We start from the raw sequence: 19304 nt of genomic DNA on the forward strand, positions 1-19304 counted from the left end.
CTCATCATAAGCCGCATCTTTTTTAAAGGAGCGTCACATGCAATCCCGAACGTTACATTACCTGGCAGGAATCCTGTTAATTACAGCAATCTCAACCGGTTTGTCTGCAACAGCATTGGCCAGCGGAAACGCGCCAGAACTTCAGAATCTGGGTTCGCACACCTTCCCTGTCAGCACAGACAACAAACAGGCACAGCTTTTTTTTAATCAGGGCATCAACCTGTCATACGGTTTTAATCATGCCGAGGCCGGCCGGGCATTTCGAGAGGCCGCGCGGCTCGATCCAGAACTTGCAATGGCGTACTGGGGCCAGGCGCTTGTGCTTGGACCTAATATCAATGCCCCGATGAACCCGGATGATGAAGCGCTCGCATACAGGCTGACCAATCTGGCCAAATCGCTTGCATCACAAGCGCCGCGCAAAGAACAGGCGCTGATACAGGCGCTTGAACAGCGTTACACCAACAATCCGGAACAGCGGGCCGCGAATGACCGGGCTTACGCACAGGCCATGCAGGCCGTTCACCGGCAATTTCCCGACGATCCGGATATTGCGATGCTGTATGTGGAATCGGTCATGGATGTAAGCCCATGGGATTACTGGACGGCTGACGAGAGTCCCAAAGAAGGCATCGCTGACATTGTGGCGCTGACAGAACAGATATTACAGCAGCACCCGAACCATCCGGCGGCATTGCATTTGTACATCCATCTGGTGGAGCCGACGTCAACGCCCGAACGGGCCGAAAAAGCGGCGGATACACTGCTGACAATCATGCCCGCGGCGGGCCACATGGTACATATGCCTTCTCATATATTCCATCGGGTCGGCCGGTACGGGGACGCGGTCAAAAGCAACCAGCTTGCGATAGCCGCCGACGAGGACTACATCCGGCAAAGTCAGGCTGAAGGGCTGTACGCAATTGGCTATTATCCACATAACATTCATTTTTTATGGTACTCCGCCACTGCTGGCGGGCAAAGCAGGATTGCCATCGAATCTGCATTGAAACTGGCCGGCAAAGTCGACGACACCACCCTGGAAGAGCAGCCGTTTACGGCCCTGTTCCGCATGGTTCCCTACTGGGCCTACGCCCGGTTTGGATTGTGGGACCGGGTACTGGAAGAACCGGCGCCCCCTGCCACCAACGCCTTTCTGAACGGCACCTGGCATTACGTGCGCGGGCTGGCGTTTGTCGCATCCGGTCAACTCGAACAGGCGCAAGAAGCACTGGCGGCTGTTCGAACCATCCTGCGCAACGAAAAACTTGACGCTCACCTGTTTTCAAAAAACACCATGCGCACCATCCTGGTTATCGCGCCCGAAGTCCTGGCCGGCGAGATCGCCGCTGCGCAAGGAAAATTCGATACCGCCGTCGCACATCTTGAAAAGGCGGTACAACTCGAAGACGCACTGGTGTATACGGAACCCACTGAATGGCATTTTCCGCCACGGCTGGCCCTGGGCGCGATAATGCTTGAAGCCGGCCGCGCAGCCGAAGCGGAAGCCGTTTACCGGGAAGACCTGCGGCGAAACCGCGAAAACGGCTGGGCCTTGTTTGGCCTGATGCAGTCGCTACGCGCACAACAAAAAACGCAGGAAGCTGATTCAGTCGAGGCACGCTTTAAAAAAGCCTGGTCACAGGCAGACATAACGTTGACAGCATCACGATTCGGCCGATAACACCATAGTCAATTACGGCGGCGTCGGCGTTTAGCTGTGTTAGCAGTAAATGCCGTCGTTGCAGGCCCAAAAGGCCAACACCGCTGATAACCGGTATTGCGAATCACATCACTGATGCATTTGATTCATTCTGTTGTTGAACCGCCTGATCAAGCGATGGCAATACAAACGGCAATACCTCGCGCTCAATAGCGGCATAACGCGTTTCATCCTGATGAAAATGGTTTTGCACCAACTCCCAGACTTCGCCTTTCCGCGCGGCTTTGCGCTGGTCAATCGGCAGATTATTCAAATATTCCAGCCAGAACAGCACCAGCATATGGTCACCGGCCTGATCGCTGCCTTTTAGATGACGCAACAGATTGAAACTGTTATACAGCCGTTTCAACTGGCGTGGATTATGAAAACCAAATTCCCGGATGCGCCTTTTGAAAACCTCTTTTTCGGACGGACTGAATTGATATTCGACAGTCTCGATGACCTGCGGTTTGTCTGCCGGGGATTGTGAGGATTCTCTGGCTGCCGTATTTTGTGTTATCTGCTCATTACGCTCAGCAGTCTCTTTTTGAGTGTCTTCGGAAACCGTCTCTTTTCCACCGTTCCCGGACTGCAAGGATTCGGCGTCAACATCCCCTGGCTTTAATGCTTGAGAAGACTGTTCGTCTTCGTTAAACAGCACCTGGTCAACAAATGAGACCACCGTTTCACGATCCGCCACAGGCAGTTGTACCGGCAGTTGAATCACCTTGCCGAGATAATCGCGCGCGATATTGGCCGGATCGCGTAGACTATGATGCGGTGCCAGTTCCTTGTAATGCAGTGCGAGCGACGCCAGCGCGATACGCTGATCAATCGCGATAATCACGGTCACATGCGGAATGCCCAGGATCAGGCGAACGGCCTCAAGCGTCTTGACGACGCCGGTATGGCTGCACCGGTCGAGGTCGTCGACCACAAAGAGCAGCCGTTTTTGTTCAGCACGGGATTTACCCGTTCCCAGCCGCAGCCGGCACAGCGCGTCGACCTGGCGCTTCATCACCGGAATGGTGCCAAGGCAGGCGTCGTAATCGGGCAGGCTCAGATAGCGCTTCCACTCATTGATCAACGGACTTTCAAACAATTTATGAAACGATAAAAAATACTTGCCGGCAAAATACACGACAGCAAAACTGATGCCCGCCGGTAAAAGCGTTTCGTCTAAATTTCCTTCTGCCCAGCTCTCACGAAATGCGATTACATCAGACCAGTTAACAGCCCATGGTGCGGCAATCAGAGTCATAACCAGAACCAGGGTAATGATCAGATACAGCGGTTTTTCCTGCCAGGAAAACCTGAGTGCCAGCCACCATCTTCGCCACCAGCCAAGATCGGCCGTCAGTCCTCTTAACGCCTCGCGCGCTACCCCGGCCTGCATGTGGTCGGTATGCTCGTATTCCTAGGCATTGAACTCGGCGAACAAAAACTGCGTTTCCTGTTGTTCCCGTAATTGATCACTGAGCAACCTGACAAACGTGCTTTTGCCCGCACCCCAGTCGCCGAGCAGACCAATGGTTTGATGATGGTGGTTTTCTTTAGCCGCGAGAATTGTCGCCAGCGCATCGACAAGGTCTTGACGCCCCAGCGCGTCCTGCTCTGCCAGTCCGTCATGGAGATTCGCATGAATCTGGTCGTACCGGATGATTGTTTTCGGGGACTGTCCTGCTTCTGTTTCTTCAGGCGATACGACTGCATCTGCATTATCTCTTCGGGCAGATTTGTGCCCGTATTGCCGGTACCAGTCTTTAATCAGAGATTGGATTTGTTGCGCCGGATAATCCTTGCCGTGCAACAATGCACGATAAACCTGCGCCATCGCATCTAGCTGCAAAGCCGACATGGCTTTTGACCATTCTTCGACTCTTTTTTGCACAGCGTCAGGTACGCCATCTATCCAAAGCGGACTGTGTTTCAATACAGAAAATTTTTTTTGTTCCAATTGGATTAAATCAGTTACGGAGGCGGCGACGGTAAATCTTATATCATCTTCCGTTGAATCATATTCCAGCCCCAGCGTGCAGGCAACAAACAGACTCTGAACATGTTCATGTCGATTTTCTTGCCAGTGATCAAAATTACCCCTTGCTGATGTAAACGGCAATACCCGCAACGCACACCGCGCCGCAAACACTGCTACCGCGGCCCGGTCACGCTCTGCCAGTGTTTGCAACCGTTGTTTTAGTTCATTATGACCGATTGTTTTGTTGTCCGATTCTGGCTTTTTTACGTTCATGATTGATTCGGCATTCAATTAGTTACCCGGTGTATTACGCGGTTCAGATGCTGATGAAAAGGATAGAAATCCCTGTCGGCATGAAGAAGCGGCAGATCGTGTTCAATGCAAAATGTCGCAATCATGACATTTACCGTCTTTCTGACGGTTATCCTTTTTTTCTCAAGGTACGGAAGTATTCCGCACCTTTGATCGCTATGGACATACATTGAAATAGTCAATCCAGACACGGGAATCGACGATAATCGATGACCAGTCCCCGGCACTTCCAGATTACCTTCCCACTTTAATTTACCGCGGAAATGCCTAATCTTCTTTTGGTTTTCAAGCGGAATTAATGATTTGAGCGCAAGCTCGACCGCCCCGCGTTTGGTTTTCACGCCCGTCAAACGCATGGCGTCATTCATGAGTTCATCGTCAATAACAATACTGGCATGCATTGAATAATATCTCATTTTATGTGCATTCTTTTGCGCAATTATACATATAGATCTATCGAACCCGTATCCAGAGGCTATCTGAATTGCCCGTTCAACAATCAACCGGACTGGAAACTGCGCCTGATTCGGTTTACTATCGTGTGATCTATTGAACTGAACCTGATATCCATTATTGAGAAAACATCTATCTATGCCTGTCATAAATCAATCATCCGAATCCGCTATTTCAGCATCCTCGCCCTTTCAACAACGCAGCCTGCGGTCCGTCTGGCATCCGTGTACGCAGATGAAGTCGCATGAAACCTTTCCGCTGGTGCCTATAGTGCGCGGCAGGGGCGCCTGGTTGTATGATGCGGACGATAACGGCTATCTGGACGCGATCGGTTCCTGGTGGGTCAATCTGTTCGGGCACGCCAATCCGCGGATTAATGCAGCGATTAACGACCAGCTGGAAAAAGTCGAGCATGTCATGCTCGCAGGGTTCACACATGAACCGGTAATCGCGCTGTCCGAGCGGCTGAAAGCTATTACGCCCGGCGATCTCGGTCACTGTTTTTATGCCAGCGACGGCGCTTCGGCAACCGAAATAGCGTTGAAAATGAGCTTTCATTACTGGCAACTGACCGGAAAACCGGACAAGACCCAGTTTGTCAGTCTGCAAAACGATTATCACGGCGAGACGCTTGGTGCGCTGTCGGTCACCGATGTGGCAATCTTCAAAGAAACGTATGCCCCGCTGCTTCGCCCCTGCTCGCATGTGATGACGCCGGACTGGCGCTTTGCCGATGAAGGCGAATCGGCTGAGGATTATGCGCTGCGCGCTGCCGATGCGCTTGAAGCGCATCTGGCGCAACACCATGCAAAAACCGCTGCGCTGATTATCGAACCGCTGATTCAGGGTGCGATGGGCATGGGCATGTATCACCCGGTCTATCTCAAACGTGCGCGGGAAATCTGCGACAAATATCAGGTGCATCTGATTGCCGATGAAATCGCGGTCGGTTTTGGCCGCACCGGCACGATGTTCGCATGCGAACAGGCCGGTATCACACCCGATTTTCTGTGCCTGGCAAAAGGACTCAGCAGCGGTTACCTGCCGATTTCCGTGGTACTGACGACCGACGCCGTTTACCAGAGCTTTTACGGCGATACCCTGGCGCACACCTTTCTGCATTCGCACACGCATACGGGCAACGCGCTGGCCTGCCGCGCGGCGCTGGCGGTGCTCGATATTTTCGAACAGGACGATGTGCTTGCAGCCAACAAAGCCAAGGCAGACTGTCTCAACAATGTCGCCGCAGCACTGTCATCGCACCCGAAAGTCAGCAATTTCCGCAATTGCGGCATGATCTGGGCTTTTGAAGTGGAAACAGAAGACCTTCAGTTTTCTCAGCAATTTTTCCAGGCAGGCCTGAAACAGCGCCTGCTGTTGCGCCCGCTGGGCAACACGGTATATTTCATGCCGCCGTATATCATCTCCAAAGATGAAATCGAACTGCTCGTTAACGGTACGGTTCAGATTCTGGATACCGTATGCAACTGACATTTCTGGGCGCCGCGGGCGAAGTGACAGGGTCATGCTATCTGCTGGAAACAGAAGACTGGCGCATGCTCGTCGATTGCGGCATGTTTCAGGGCGGGCGTGAGGCGGACAAAAAAAACCGTACGGCGTTTAATTTCGACCCCGAGACTATTGATTGCGTCCTGCTCACCCACGCGCACATTGATCATTCCGGTCTGCTGCCGCGACTGAGCGCATGGGGATTTAGAGGACCGGTTTTCGCCACATCGGCAACTATTGATCTGCTGCATGTGATGCTCAAGGACAGCGCCCATATACAGGAAAAGGAAACCGAATGGCGCAACAAAACACGGCGTGGACGAAGCCGCGCGGTCAGTGCGCTGCAGGAATACGCACCGCTGTATACCGTTGCACAGGCAGAGAGTTTTCTGAATCAGCTGCGCAGCGTCAACTACAATACCGAATATTTTCCGCTTTCAGGCGCGCGCTGTATCTTCAGAGACGCCGGTCATATCCTTGGCTCGGCCATTATTGAACTCTGGGTCACCAACGGATCGCATACCCGAAAATTTGTTTTTTCCGGCGATCTCGGCCAGCCCGGGCATCCGATTGTATGTGATCCGACACCGATCGATCACGCAGACATCCTGCTGGTTGAATCCACCTACGGCAACCGGCTTCACCGCAACATGGATGATACGCTCGATGAACTGGTCCATGCCATTAACAATACACTGGTTGAAAAAGGCGGCAATGTCATTATCCCGGCATTTACCGTTGGCCGCACACAGGATCTGCTGTTCCTGCTGATTGATCTGTATCGTGAAGGCAAACTCGGTGAAATGGACATCTATGTGGACTCACCCATGGCGCTGGCGGCAACCGGGATCACCATGAAACATATCGCAGTCCTTGACAGGGAAACTCAGGAAGCGATGCAGTGGATGCGCGCAAACGATAAAAAGCCGCGCATCCGGTTTATACAGGATGTCGAGGAGTCCATGCAGCTGAACACTGTCCAGCAGGGTGCGATTATCATTTCCGCAAGCGGTATGTGCGATGCCGGCCGCATCAAGTATCATCTCAAATATAACCTGAACCGGCCGGAATGCAGCATCATCATCACCGGATTCCAGGCTGCCAGAACACTCGGACGCCGACTCGTTGACGGCGCCCGGGTTGTCAGAATATTTGGCCAGGACATCGTCGTCAGGGCAGATATCTACACCATCGGCGGGTTGTCCGCGCACGCTGACCAGAAAGCGTTGCTGGACTGGTTAGGCCATTTTAAAAAACCGCCAGCCCGAACATTCGTGGTGCACGGCGAACCGGGCAACGCAGCCTCATTGGCATCGGCCATTCAGGACACACTGCACTGGCAGCATGTCGCCATACCCGAACAAAAGTCGGCTGTCACGTTGTAACAGCCGGGCAAACCTATAATTCGGCCAGCGCACTTTCGAGCGTTTCCTTGCACTGTTCCTTTTTGCCGGCAAGGTCCAGCATACCCGTTGACCGCATGCATTCGTTGTATTCAAACAGAATGTCATTTTTCTGCTGTGCGGCCTCCAGCCTGGAAGAAAGCAGCGCGATTTGACTAATTACTGACTGCAGATCGATGTTACTGATCGCAGCGCCAATGCCATCCAGGCTGTCTTTGGTTTCATCCAGTTTTTGCAGGGACTCCTGGTTGATTCGCTTGACATGCCGTGCGATTGACTGACTGGCCTTGTTAGAATAATCACGCAGTTCCTCGACATTCTGCTGGGTGATGCCGGCAAGTTTTTCCTGGTAATTATTCAATTCGGTCTGGATGAAGGTATTAATATCACTTTCAAATCCATCCAAAACGGTATCAATTTCCTGCTTGAAGCTACCCATTTTCTCCGCCAGCAGATGATTGACCTCGATCTCGAGACGTTTGACCACGTCACCGGAAATTTTTTCAACGGGTGCCCGGGAGCCGATAATTTCGCTTTTCGCCGAGCTGACGCTGGTTTTGATATCATCGGCCAGCAGTTTTTGCCTGTCATCTATTTTGCCGAACGCCTGTTTTTCATTCTCAGCCATGAGCCAGGAGATCACGATCAGCTCTTTCTTCTCATGTGCGCCCAGGCCGTCGATCAGTTCATCAAGCATCTCGGCGGCCACCGGCTCGCTATTCAGGCTGTTCATATAACCCAGACTGGCGGTATCGAGAAACTCCTGCAGCGTGGCATGCATTTCTTTTACATTCGCCTGCGCCCTGGACATTTCGGTCGACTGCCGCATTAGCTCATAAGGCAAATAAATCACGATGAGCACAAAGCAGGCCAAATAGATTGTCCATTGCAAGAACTTTGTTTTGACGAATGAAATATAGCCGAACAACACGACAGCCAGCAAAATTGTCGGCAGCACAATCAGTGCGATTTCCAGCAAGCTCCTTTCAACCAGTGAATCTACGGAAAAAAGATTCGATAACTCCGCGATATATTCATTCATTTGATGGCTCCCCATGTATTCATGATATGTAACTAATCAGCCCAGAAACAATTTGTACGCCGGATTTTTACTTTCGTCCCAATAACGATAGCCCAGCTGATCCAGGAATGCCTTGAAATCCGGTTTTTGCTCGGGCGGCACCTGGATACCGATCAGGACCCGCCCGTAATCGGCACCGTGATTACGGTAATGGAACAGACTGATGTTCCAGTTATGACTCATGGCATTCAGAAAATCCATCAGCGCGCCAGGCCGGTCCGGAAACTCGAACCGGTACAGTATTTCATTTTCGATTTCCGGCGCATGACCGCCGACCAGATGACGGATATGCAGCTTAGCCATTTCATTATTGCTCATATCTTCGGTATTAAGCCCGCTTTCGCGCAAATCGGCAATCAGTTTCTCGGTTTCCTCGCGGTTACGTACCGACACGCCGACAAACACGTGCGCCTCGCTGGGATCAGCGTAACGATAATTAAACTCGGTAATACTTTTTGCACCCAGCAAATTGCAAAACTTCTTAAAACTGCCCGGTTTTTCCGGAATGGTGACCGCCATGACAGCCTCGCGGTGCTCACCGATCTCCGCACGTTCGGAAATATGACGCAGACGATCAAAATTCATGTTTGCGCCCGTAGCAATACCAATCAGTGTTTCGTGAAGTATGTTCTCCCGTTCCACATACGCCTTCAAACCGGCGATCGACAACGCACCTGACGGCTCCAGAATACTGCGCGTATCCTCGAACACATCCTTGATTGCAGCACACATGGCATCGGTGTCGACCAGTATCACCTCGTCGACAAACTCGCGACACAGTCGAAATGTTTCCTTGCCGACCTGCTTGACGGCAACACCATCGGCGAACAGGCCGGCTTGCGTCAGCTTGACGCGCCGCCCGCTCTGTAACGAACGATATAATGAGTTGGCATCGACCGGCTCCACACCGATTATTTTTGTATCTGGATACAGTCTTTTGACGTAGACTGCAATACCCGCAATCAACCCGCCGCCGCCAACCGGCACAAAAATCGCATGAATTTTTCCGGTGTGCTGACGCAGAATTTCCATACCGATGGTGCCCTGCCCGGCGATCACATCCGGGTCGTCATAGGGATGAATAAATGTCGCCTGCTGCGACTCGGTCAATTCCATAGCATGATCATAGGCATCATTGTAGGAATCGCCATGCAGCACCACAGTCGCGCCGCGTGCCATTACCGCCTGTACTTTTATCTGCGGGGTCGTCACGGGCATCACGATTGTTGCGCTACAGCCGAGCTTTTTTGCCGCCAGCGCCACACCTTGCGCATGATTGCCTGCGGAAGCAGCCACCACACCGCGGTTACGGATTTCTGGCGGCAATTTGAGCATTTTGTTATAAGCGCCACGCAGTTTGAATGAAAAAACCTGCTGCAGGTCCTCGCGCTTGAGCAATACCTGATTATGAATGCGTGCTGACAGATTAGGGATATTCTCCAGCGGCGTTTCTTCCGCTACGTCGTAAACTTGTGCCGTAAGAATGCTTTCTAGATAATTTTTTTTCATAACCGCCCGGAAAAATCGCAAAGAATCAGGTTCATTATTTTAACAATGCATCTATTTTAAGCCAGTGATTTTAGCATGGCACGTTATGATCAAAAATTCATCAGATCGTTACCCCAGTGGTCCAGTGCATCGAGTATCGCCTGTGCCTTAACATTATCCGCGTGTTCGTCGCGCAACCTGGCTATCTGCGCTGTGTAATCGGCCAGCGTGAGACTGTTGGCCGCCGTCTGCGTCAATCGCTGGCCGCGCAGCTGCTGCCACCGTTGCAATTCCTCGGTTGATAGCGTTTCTGGCCAGTTGCGGGCACGGTAACGAAACAGCAACTCGGCCAGACGCCGGTCCTGAAAATCAAACCGGGCCCTGGCCAGTTCCGGCGGCGTGGCGCGCCTGATTTGTGCGAGCAACGGCATATCTGCCTGATCTATAAAACCGTCATACAACGCCATATCGACATCGGCAACCGGCTCGAATGTTCTGCTGCTGTAGGCAAGCACGACGCGCTGCACAAAATCAGTTTGCGCACAATGATCAACAAGCTTCTTCCAATGCTGCTGGCAGCGGTCGAGATCAATTTCAATATGTGCTGCTGCCCGGGCATTCAGGGTATTACGCGGCGCGAGCGCAGGGCATTTGTTGACTTTAATTGATTTGACCGGCAAACGCTGGGCGCCATCAGGAAAATCTTCCGTACGCGTAAACAGCAGTTTACTCAGTTCCGAGACATCAAGATCCAGAAATGCCTCCGGATCATGGCGAAGATCATAGACAAGCGTACTGTTAGGGTTGTCGGGCTCGGCAGCAAGCGGCATTACCAGTGTCGTGCAGCCATTCTTAGACGGATACATGCGGGAACTGTGCACCACCGGCGTATGCTGAACAACATCCAGCAATTCAGCCGCTCGTCGTTTGTAACGCAACTGAAACAGCCAGTGATACAGGCGCGGTTGCCGTTCGTGCAACAATCGTGCGAGACCGATCGTGGCACGAACATCGGACAGGGCGTCATGCGCAGCACCATGATCAATACCGTTTGCAGTGGTGAGATCTTCAAGACGAAAACTCGGCACCAGGTTAACGGCATTGCGTCCTGTGTGTCTGACATGCTCTGCTTCACGTTTCGGCCATTCTATTCCTTCCGGACGCAATGCGTATGTCATTCGCACCAGATCGATAATATCCCAGCGCGTATTGCCATTTTGCCATTCCCGCGCATACGGATCGTAAAAATTTCGGTAAAGTGTGTAACGCGTAACTTCATCGTCGAAACGCAGGCTATTGTATCCGACACCACAGGTACCGGGCTGCGCCAGTTCCGTATGTATCTTGTCGATAAACTCAACCTCCGGTATTCCCTGCGTCTCAGCCTGCTGGGGTGTAATACCGGTAATCAGACAGGCAGCAGGATGTGGCAGAATATCGTGCGGCGGCTTGCAGTAAATGACCAGCGGTTTATCTATTTCATTGAACGCCTCATCGGTGCGCACGCCGGCAAACTGCACAGGCCGATCGATTCTTGGATCTGCACCAAATGTTTCATAATCGTGCCAGTATAGTGTTGTTGTCATTTACAGGGTTATTGCGTTTACTTTTCAATCGAAACTGTTTTGAATTCCCGTGTTAATCGCATTATAGTGACGTTTTTTTCAAAATTCATGATTAAAGGAGAAACACGTTATGACGCGTCAACGCATCAGTTCAGGCTCCACGTTCGAGCAGGAGATCGGTTATTCACGCGCTGTTCGAGCTGGCGATTGGGTCATGGTATCCGGCACCACAGGATTCGACTACAGCACGATGACCATATCCGACGACCTGCTGGAACAAGCCGAACAATGTTTTCTGAATATCGATGCCGCTTTGCGGGAAGCCGGCAGCAGCTTGAAAGATGTCGTGCGAGTTACCTATGTTTTGCCTGATGTCGACGATTTCCCAAAGTGTTTCCCGGTGACACGAAAATATTTTGGCGATGTCAGGCCTTCGGCGATGATGCTGACGGCCGGTCTGTCTGATCCAAGAATGAAAATTGAAATCCAGGTAACCGCATATTGTGGTGATTAGTTTGGCAGAATCGACATGGGAAAACTGTCCGGCCCGATTTAACATGAACCTGTCTGACCGCACCCCAATTGATGGCCAGTTAATTGATCGTTATACAGCGCCCGACAACGGCATTTTGTACTTGCCGGGCTATTGAAGCTATTTTGCTGATCACTTAATTAGAAATACTTGATCATCAGATAAATGTAGCTCGGAATAAATATACACAATGCAATAATTACCAATTTTCTCATGATGTTTTCCCTTGACGTTAGCTAAAAATAATTGTTTTACTGAAATACCAAGTAAAACCCATCCTGTCCTTTGACGTCAAGCATTATCTACAGGAATGATTTATCCATTTCATACATATGGTATCTGGGCGTCGGCTTCAGTCTGATTGCCCGGAATCCGATTGAAAGCCCTCAACAGGCGCTCCAGACATTTTTTGTAATAATCCATTTATAAACGTGAACTAATTCAGACTACATCCCGTTCTCCAGGATGTAAAAACGGTAATCTGTTAAGCCTGGGGTTGTTAACAGGTTGCATCATTCAGAACAGGACGATCGCAGTATTTATATCAATTCAGCCTGACACACACCTTATTTTTCAAATCATGTATATTAGCTCTATAGGGAGCATGGCCATACCTGTCGTAATTTGGAGAGCGATATTATGAGTACAGTCAGTATTTCAGCAGAGTCGGCCAAACTTGAGGGCGAACTGATTTTACCCGCCGATGCTAAAGGCGTTGTATTATTTGCACACGGCAGCGGCAGCAGCCGACTAAGCCCGCGCAACCTGTTTGTGGCACACATACTTCAGCAATATAATATCGGTACGCTGTTGTTCGACCTGTTGTCACAGGAAGAAGATCGACACTATTCATCACGTTTTGATATTGATCTGTTAACACAGCGCCTGACAGCCGCCACAATCTGGCTGCAAGCGCGGCAGGATGCAGAAACGCTGCCAATGGGTTACTTTGGTGCGAGCACCGGCGCAGCTGCCGCTTTACAAGCCGCAGCCAGCCTGGGCACACAAATTTCAGCAGTAGTATCTCGTGGTGGCCGCCCAGATCTGGCCAGCAAAGCTGCGTTGCACAGCGTCACCGCACCGACACTGCTTATTGTTGGCGGCGCGGACTATGGCGTCATCGAGTTGAACCAGCAGGCATTCACTTCATTGGAATGTGAGAAACTACTTACACTGGTTCCCAATGCTACACATTTGTTTGAAGAATCCGGCACGCTCGAACAGGCTGCGCAACATGCTGCCGACTGGTTTCTGAAATACCTGAAATAATCGTCTTTTTGATATCAACTTTTACCAAGGATTTGTTTTATGAGTGCTGTCTTTCTGGATTTCGGTTCTGTTACACGCGGTGATATGGATTGCACTGCGCTGGAACAGGTCATATCTCCCTGGCAATTCCATGACGAAACGGACCCCGACCAAGTTGCTGATCGCATCAAAAATGCGGAAATCGTTGTCTGTAACAAATTTTCAATGACCCACGACATAATCAACAGCGCACAAAGACTCAAACTGATCTGCATCGCGGCAACAGGCTATAACAATATTGACCTGACCACTGCTGCCGAACGCAACATTGCTGTCTGTAATGTCCGTGGCTACGCAACACCAGCTGTGGTTCAGCATGTTTTTATGCTGATGCTGAATCTTTCATGCAATTTTGAACCTTACCGGCAACTGGTAAATGACGGTCGCTGGCAGACCAGCAGGCATTTTTGTCCGCTTGATTTCAGCATACAGGAGCTATCCGGCAAGGTGCTTGGCATTATCGGATTTGGCGAATTGGGGCGGGCAGTATCAGAAGTCGCGGGCGCTTTCGGAATGCGCGTACTTGTCGCTGATCATAAGGGTCAGCCACCACGCGCTGGCAGAACGGCGTTTGATACTGTACTGCAGCAATCCGATTTTATAACTTTACACTGCCCGCTTCTGGATGAAACACGGCATCTCATCGGCCAGCGCGAACTGAGTTTGATAAAACCCACGGCATTTCTCATTAATACAGCGCGCGGTGCAATTGTCAATGAAGACGATTTACTCCATGCCCTGATCACCGGTCGCATTGCGGGCGCAGGTCTGGACGTTTTGCCTGAAGAGCCGCCATCACATGACAACAGGCTGTTGCAATACCGGCAACCGAACCTGATCGTCACACCGCATGTTGCCTGGGCAAGCAAAGAGTCCCGTCAACGCCTGCTCAACCAGATCGCGGACAATATTCATAATTTTTTTCATCACAAACCGTTTAATCAGGTGACAGCCACCACTGATTCACATTAATCACCTACAAAGTAGCGCTTAAAGTTTAAACACGGGGTTTATCCGGCAGCTTGTCAGTGGCCAGCAACGCATCGAGATAAGCCTCTACACGCCTGAGTTCCACATCGAATTCCGGTAATAGTAAATCCAGCGATTTCTGGTCGTCGTTTTTTCCTGCGTGCTCCATTTGTTCGCATAATTCCCCCAGTCTCACAGCACCTACCGAACGTGATGAAGATTTTAGCTTATGTGCGGTTGACCCCACGACCGCCAGTTTGCCGGTCTGAAAAGCGCTATGCAGCGATGCTGCAATTTGCGCCGCATTCTCACGAAAATCCCGAAGCATATCCTGAATGGTCTCCTGATCATCGCCGATAAGTTTTTCGAGCACCCGCACATCAACAGGAATTTGCACCGACGATTCATTCTGCGATTTTTCCGTTTTTGCAACCTTATCGTTTTTCTCCGCCGTTATAATTTCAGCCTGCGCTGCCGAGTCGTCTTGCTGAGTCGAATCGGCCCGTTCCGCCGCTTCAGATTGTTTCATCGACTTTACCCGATCTGCCGTAACAGGCTTGCCAGCCGGCAGATATTTTTCCAGCGTGATCCGCAAATCGTCGAGTTGCACCGGCTTGCTCAAATAATCATCCATACCGGACTCCAGGCAGTGTTCTCGCTCTCCTTTCAACGCATTGGCTGTCAGCGCGACAATCGGTATCGGTTTTGCTTTTGTGTTCGACTCTTGTTCACGAATGCTTTTAGTCAGTTCAAACCCATCTATTTCCGGCATATGCAAATCTGTGAGCAACAAGCCGTAATCTGTATTTTCCCAGCGCCCCAGTGCTTCGCGCCCATCATTGGCGATATCCGCAGCATAACCCAGCAGTGTCAGTTGCTGCTTGATTACCTTCTGATTGATCTCATTGCCTTCTGCCACCAGTATCAACCTGCCCTGTTTGAGTGCTTCGCCGCGTGAAACCGGCAACGGTCTTGACTTGATCGTAGCATCCAGCGGTGTTTTTTCCTCTTCTGGCTCTACTCTGCCAGCGGCAAGTTCAATGGCGCGCATCAATGACTGGCGATACATGACATCGCCATCAAGTGAAACGATATCGACATCTTCAACCCGCGCCTGTCGGCGACGGCCGCGCTTGATGATAATAAAGTGTGGCTCCAGACGGGATTGCAACGCGTCGGAACGATTACTGAACGCCACCCGCAAATCCTCGATCGGCGCCTCCTGATGTCCGGCGTCTATCACTACCAGCCACATACCTGACTTCAGGTTTTTAATATATTCAAGGGCCGCGTTCAAACCACTCACATGTTCGACGCGCGCTCCGCCACTTTTTAAATACACCTCCAAATCGTTACCCAGCCCCTTATGATTGCCGATAATCAGGCAGCATAGGCCGGTCAATTCGGTTGACTTACGCTGCGCCTCTTCGGTAGCGGGCAGCGGCTTGAAGGGCATTTGTATGACGAATGTGGAACCTTCTTCCGGCCTGCTTTGAACTGTGATTTCCGCACTCATCAACTCAGCCAGATGATGAGAAATAGCCAGCCCAAGACCGGTACCACCGAAACGGCGTGTGGTTGAAGGATCACCCTGGGAAAAAGATCTGAAAAGCTTTTCCAGCGTTTCCTTGTTCATGCCGATGCCGTTATCGGTGATCTGGAATGTTACCAAAATCTGTTCGGGTTCGGATTCGGTCAACAGCACCCGTACCGATACCTTGCCCGGCTTTTCCTGCTTGCTGGAAAATTTGATGGCATTATTGATTACGTTGACCAGTATCTGCCGAATACGCAACGGATCACCCAATACGTTATCCGGTATTTCCGGATCGATAAACAGGGTCAACTCCACGTTCTTGCTGAGCGCAAGGTGTGCAAGCATGCCGCATGCGTTTTCCACGACGCTGGCTAACGGCATGGGTATTTTTTCGATTTCGAGTTTGCCGGCCTCAATTTTGGAAAAATCCAGGATGTCTTCGATAATTGACAACAGCGCATAGGCCGAATCACGAATCAGGTTTGCCATTTCCATCTGGTAGCCGCTCAAACTGGTTTGCCTGAGCACATCGATCATGCCGATCACGCCATTCATTGGGGTACGGATCTCATGGCTCATCGCAGCAAGAAAGGCGGATTTCGCCCTGTTCGCCGCCTCTGCATCATTCCTGGCCTGCTCCAGATCTTTCATAATACGGACATGTTCACGCATATCGCGCATGACGCCAGTGAAATGCCGCTCCTCGCCAACGAAATACTCGCTGACCGCGAGATATACAGGAATAAGTTCACCGTTTTTGTGCACTGCTTCGACCTCACGCCCCAGACCGATACCATGCTGTCCCTTCATATGAGGTCGTCCAACATATTTCTGACCCTGGCCGGTCAAACAGTACCGCTCCATGTAGTAGGCATGCTGGGACCGGTCTGGCTCGGGCACCAGAATAGCAACATTCTGTCCGATGATTTCTTCCGGCGTGTAGCCAAATAATTTTTCCACTACGGGGTTTGCAGACAGCACCACGCCGATATGATCCGTCGTCACCACGCAGTCGACCATATGCTCGACAACAGAACGTGTTTCCTCTTCCTTGATAGCCAGGGCTGCATTGGCCCGCTTCAGATCAGCCGTGCGCAATTCGACCCGGGTTTCCAATTCCTGATTCAGGTGACGTAGATTTGCCTCGGCATTCCTACGTTCCTGGTTGCTGGCGTTCAATCGCTCCACCATAATGTTGAACGTATGCCCGAGCTGACGCATTTCGTTCCAGCCAGCAATCGAAACACGCTGATGCAGATTGCCCGCAGCGATCTCCATGGCACCGCGGTTCAGTTGCTTCAAAGGCGTAACGACCCGGCGATTGAACAGAAACGCGCCAAAAATAACGCCCAGCAACGTAACACCCAAAATGATCAGGCTATATTGTCTGATTTGGTTGACGTTGGCAAACGCTTCGTCGACGTCTTTTTTCACCACCATACCCCAGTTCATGAGCGGCAAATAGCGCCAGACTGCCACGACCTCTTTATCACGGTAATCCCGCGTAACGGCTCCGCCAGTATTGCCCGACAACGCATTTTTCAGCGCGGCTGAATAGGGTGTGTCCAGCTGAATCGTTCTTTTCAAGGCGGCATCGCTATCCGTACTGAGCGGCGCCATCACGAGCGCTGTATTTTCATTCTCGAGACGTACTACCACAGTGTCGCCTGTTGCGCCCAGTCCGACATTGTTGGACAACACATCAAAAACATGCTCGCTGAAGATCTGCAGCGCCAGTACACCGACAATTTCACCACCGATAATAATCGGATATCCGATAAAAGCTGCGATGGCGCCATGCGACGGCTCATAAAACTCAAAATCAGAAATCGAACTTTCCAGATAATTCAATGCATGCTGCGCCACCTGACCCAGGCCCGTTTTACTGTAGGGTCCGGTGATCAGGTTTGTCGCGAAATCGGACTCATGGCTTTGTGTGTAGACAATATCGCCTCTTAGTGAAATCAGGAACAGATCATAATAACTGGCGTCCTCGACAAAACGCCCGAAATGCCCCCGATATCTGGCGTCCAGCTGTTGATACGCCTCAGATTCGACGCCCTGTGTTTCAAAGACCTCAGTAAACCCTTGCATGGCCTCTCGTGTGGCGATTGCGTCATGCAGCAAATTGGCATCGAGCATCCGTTCCTGAAAATAAGTGTTGATCTGCTCAACCTTTTTATCCGCTATGGCGGACAGATTCTCGATTTCCGTTTTCTGAATTTCACTTGCAAACGTATGCAAAAAGCTGTTGCCGATAACCAGAATCGGTAACAAAGAAACCAGTGTAAACCAGACAGCAAAACGCTGTGTCAGCGAAGTAAATCTCATTTGCATGGTTATGTCCTCGCAATAACCGGCAACCGTGGTACGGTTTTATCATTCAGTTTTCGTCAACATCCAAATAACTATTTATCCGGAAGAATTATTGACTATGCCAAGACCATGGTAGCAGATATTTGCACAGACCGCCGCTCACTGTGTGATTTCCATTCGCTTTCATAAATCATGCTGTTTACAAGCGCACAATAATCCGTTTTAATCGACAATCATGCGTAAAATGACAACTATCCTCCCACAATGGATCTGAAGCGATACCAGGTTCGCATTGTTCAGTGGCGGGACGAATCGATTCAGCTAAGCATCGTCCGTAAGACGGTTTTTATTCACGAACAGCATGTGCCCGAAGAACTTGAATGGGACGCGTTTGACGCGGTAAGTATGCATGTGCTGGCAACCGGACCTGACGGCGAACCCATCGGTACCGCGCGGCTGTTACCTGACGGCCGAATTGGCCGTATGGCGGTACTGAAACCGTGGCGCAACAGCGGAATAGGCAGCGCCATGCTGCATCTTCTGATCGACGAGGCCAAAAACCGGGGAATGACGGAAGTTACATTGAACGCGCAGACCAATGCGGCTGGCTTTTATGAAAAGTATGGCTTTCAGGTCAGCGGTGGCACATTCATGGAGGCAGGCATACCGCACGTCAGAATGGCCCGTTCTTTATAAACAGGATTTATTACTGCCGCCCGGATTGCAACCAGGCGCGATCCAGCTGGTCTGACGCTTCCTGCCACTGGGCAGTTGCCCGCTCCAGTCTTTTCTTAGCGTCAGCCGACTTCTGCCGCGTCTGTTCGGTTTCACGTTCGATATCACTTAACCGTCGCTTGGCGGCCTGCAGTTCCTTCTCGGCAAATGCCACATCTTTTTCCAGATACTCGGCTTCTTTTCTGGCTTTCATCATCTGCTCATAGGCTGCATTCGCCCGATGCTGCAGCTTCTGAAGATTTTCACTCATTTCGGCATGTGCCAGTGAAATGCATATACCGGTCATCAATAAAACTATGAACACTTTCATTGCGATCCCTTGTAGAAGTATGTATTAAATGCAATACAAAAAGTATTTGCCCATTTTGCGTTACCGTCAAGAATGGCACGATGTTTTTTTGCGTTTTCCACAGGAT

At 50.9% G+C, this 19304-nt stretch carries 15 protein-coding genes; 7 read left to right on the top strand and 8 right to left on the bottom strand.

All coding sequences use genetic code 11. From position 1 onward, the window contains the following. The first annotated feature begins 37 nt into the window (after window positions 1-37). A complete protein-coding gene (locus tag BMX44_RS09050) occupies window positions 38-1684 on the top strand; it encodes a tetratricopeptide repeat protein (RefSeq protein ID WP_090631588.1) in 1647 nt (548 codons plus the stop codon). Window positions 1685-1787: 103 nt separating this feature from the next. Here the strand turns inward: BMX44_RS09050 and BMX44_RS09055 are convergent, their stop codons facing one another. Genes BMX44_RS09055 through BMX44_RS17250 form a run of 3 tightly spaced genes read right to left on the bottom strand, consistent with a single transcriptional unit; the run spans window position 1788 to window position 4408 of the window. Next, window positions 1788-3098 (bottom strand): P-loop NTPase fold protein, encoded by a 1311-nt coding sequence (locus tag BMX44_RS09055; protein WP_090631593.1) that lies wholly within the window; start codon window positions 3096-3098, stop codon window positions 1788-1790. A gap of 21 nt (window positions 3099-3119) precedes the next feature. Next, window positions 3120-3953: a P-loop NTPase fold protein gene (locus BMX44_RS09060; RefSeq protein WP_143056913.1), complete on the bottom strand. Its 834-nt coding sequence runs from the start codon at window positions 3951-3953 to the stop codon at window positions 3120-3122. Between the two features lie 14 nt (window positions 3954-3967). Beyond that, window positions 3968-4408, bottom strand: coding sequence for a type II toxin-antitoxin system VapB family antitoxin (locus tag BMX44_RS17250; protein ID WP_245738886.1), 441 nt, complete (start codon window positions 4406-4408; stop codon window positions 3968-3970). A gap of 175 nt (window positions 4409-4583) precedes the next feature. On the opposite strand from BMX44_RS17250, the gene bioA reads away from it, so the two are divergent. Together bioA and BMX44_RS09075 are read left to right on the top strand one after the other, a co-directional pair. Continuing rightward, window positions 4584-5936, top strand: coding sequence for an adenosylmethionine--8-amino-7-oxononanoate transaminase (bioA, locus tag BMX44_RS09070; RefSeq protein WP_090631603.1), 1353 nt, complete (start codon window positions 4584-4586; stop codon window positions 5934-5936). Beyond that, a complete protein-coding gene (locus BMX44_RS09075) occupies window positions 5927-7339 on the top strand; it encodes an MBL fold metallo-hydrolase RNA specificity domain-containing protein (protein ID WP_090631608.1) in 1413 nt (470 codons plus the stop codon). The genes bioA and BMX44_RS09075 overlap by 10 nt, the downstream gene beginning before the upstream one ends. A 13-nt stretch (window positions 7340-7352) precedes the next feature. On the opposite strand, the gene BMX44_RS09080 is transcribed toward BMX44_RS09075, so the two are convergent. The 3 genes from BMX44_RS09080 to sbcB all read right to left on the bottom strand — a co-directional run bounded on the left by BMX44_RS09080 (window position 7353) and on the right by sbcB (window position 11512). Next, window positions 7353-8399 carry a hypothetical protein gene (locus BMX44_RS09080; protein WP_090631612.1) on the bottom strand — a complete coding sequence of 349 codons (1047 nt, stop codon included), beginning with the start codon at window positions 8397-8399 and terminating at the stop codon, window positions 7353-7355. A 36-nt stretch (window positions 8400-8435) separates the two neighbouring features. Beyond that, window positions 8436-9947: a threonine ammonia-lyase, biosynthetic gene (gene ilvA / locus BMX44_RS09085; RefSeq protein ID WP_090631616.1), complete on the bottom strand. Its 1512-nt coding sequence runs from the start codon at window positions 9945-9947 to the stop codon at window positions 8436-8438. 89 nt (window positions 9948-10036) lie between these two features. After that, entirely contained in the window at window positions 10037-11512 is a 1476-nt protein-coding gene (gene sbcB, locus BMX44_RS09090) for an exodeoxyribonuclease I (protein ID WP_090631620.1), read from the bottom strand. 109 nt (window positions 11513-11621) lie between these two features. Here sbcB and BMX44_RS09095 point away from each other — a divergent pair, with 109 nt between their 5' ends. The 3 genes from BMX44_RS09095 (at window position 11622) to BMX44_RS09105 (ending at window position 14303) form a co-directional block, all read left to right on the top strand. After that, window positions 11622-12005 (top strand): RidA family protein, encoded by a 384-nt coding sequence (locus tag BMX44_RS09095; protein ID WP_090631623.1) that lies wholly within the window; start codon window positions 11622-11624, stop codon window positions 12003-12005. A 657-nt stretch (window positions 12006-12662) separates the two neighbouring features. Then, a complete protein-coding gene (locus tag BMX44_RS09100; protein WP_090631627.1) occupies window positions 12663-13292 on the top strand; it encodes a dienelactone hydrolase family protein in 630 nt (209 codons plus the stop codon). Between the two features lie 39 nt (window positions 13293-13331). After that, entirely contained in the window at window positions 13332-14303 is a 972-nt protein-coding gene (locus BMX44_RS09105) for a 2-hydroxyacid dehydrogenase (protein WP_090631631.1), read from the top strand. A 25-nt stretch (window positions 14304-14328) separates the two neighbouring features. Here the strand turns inward: BMX44_RS09105 and BMX44_RS09110 are convergent, their stop codons facing one another. Then, window positions 14329-18174, bottom strand: a complete 3846-nt coding sequence (locus BMX44_RS09110; protein ID WP_342708033.1) for an ATP-binding protein — start codon at window positions 18172-18174, stop codon at window positions 14329-14331. A 243-nt stretch (window positions 18175-18417) separates the two neighbouring features. Here BMX44_RS09110 and BMX44_RS09115 point away from each other — a divergent pair, with 243 nt between their 5' ends. After that, complete coding sequence (locus tag BMX44_RS09115; RefSeq protein ID WP_177167718.1) at window positions 18418-18849, top strand: GNAT family N-acetyltransferase; 432 nt, start codon at window positions 18418-18420, stop codon at window positions 18847-18849. A gap of 10 nt (window positions 18850-18859) precedes the next feature. On the opposite strand, the gene BMX44_RS09120 is transcribed toward BMX44_RS09115, so the two are convergent. Beyond that, a complete protein-coding gene (locus tag BMX44_RS09120; protein WP_143056914.1) occupies window positions 18860-19198 on the bottom strand; it encodes a hypothetical protein in 339 nt (112 codons plus the stop codon). Between the last annotated feature and the right edge of the window lie 106 nt (window positions 19199-19304).

It is taken from the genome of Nitrosomonas marina (assembly GCF_900110145.1).
GTDB classification, from domain to species: Bacteria; Pseudomonadota; Gammaproteobacteria; order Burkholderiales; family Nitrosomonadaceae; genus Nitrosomonas; species Nitrosomonas marina.

Coding starts and splice junctions, on each gene's coding strand:
- BMX44_RS09050 (WP_090631588.1), top strand. CDS start 38: ATGCAATCCCGAACGTTACATTACCTGGCAGGAATCCTGTTAATTACA.
- BMX44_RS09055 (WP_090631593.1), bottom strand. CDS start 3,098: ATGCAGGCCGGGGTAGCGCGCGAGGCGTTAAGAGGACTGACGGCCGAT.
- BMX44_RS09060 (WP_143056913.1), bottom strand. CDS start 3,953: ATGAACGTAAAAAAGCCAGAATCGGACAACAAAACAATCGGTCATAAT.
- BMX44_RS17250 (WP_245738886.1), bottom strand. CDS start 4,408: ATGAGATATTATTCAATGCATGCCAGTATTGTTATTGACGATGAACTC.
- bioA (WP_090631603.1), top strand. CDS start 4,584: ATGCCTGTCATAAATCAATCATCCGAATCCGCTATTTCAGCATCCTCG.
- BMX44_RS09075 (WP_090631608.1), top strand. CDS start 5,927: ATGCAACTGACATTTCTGGGCGCCGCGGGCGAAGTGACAGGGTCATGC.
- BMX44_RS09080 (WP_090631612.1), bottom strand. CDS start 8,399: ATGAATGAATATATCGCGGAGTTATCGAATCTTTTTTCCGTAGATTCA.
- ilvA (WP_090631616.1), bottom strand. CDS start 9,947: ATGAAAAAAAATTATCTAGAAAGCATTCTTACGGCACAAGTTTACGAC.
- sbcB (WP_090631620.1), bottom strand. CDS start 11,512: ATGACAACAACACTATACTGGCACGATTATGAAACATTTGGTGCAGAT.
- BMX44_RS09095 (WP_090631623.1), top strand. CDS start 11,622: ATGACGCGTCAACGCATCAGTTCAGGCTCCACGTTCGAGCAGGAGATC.
- BMX44_RS09100 (WP_090631627.1), top strand. CDS start 12,663: ATGAGTACAGTCAGTATTTCAGCAGAGTCGGCCAAACTTGAGGGCGAA.
- BMX44_RS09105 (WP_090631631.1), top strand. CDS start 13,332: ATGAGTGCTGTCTTTCTGGATTTCGGTTCTGTTACACGCGGTGATATG.
- BMX44_RS09110 (WP_342708033.1), bottom strand. CDS start 18,174: ATGCAAATGAGATTTACTTCGCTGACACAGCGTTTTGCTGTCTGGTTT.
- BMX44_RS09115 (WP_177167718.1), top strand. CDS start 18,418: ATGGATCTGAAGCGATACCAGGTTCGCATTGTTCAGTGGCGGGACGAA.
- BMX44_RS09120 (WP_143056914.1), bottom strand. CDS start 19,198: ATGAAAGTGTTCATAGTTTTATTGATGACCGGTATATGCATTTCACTG.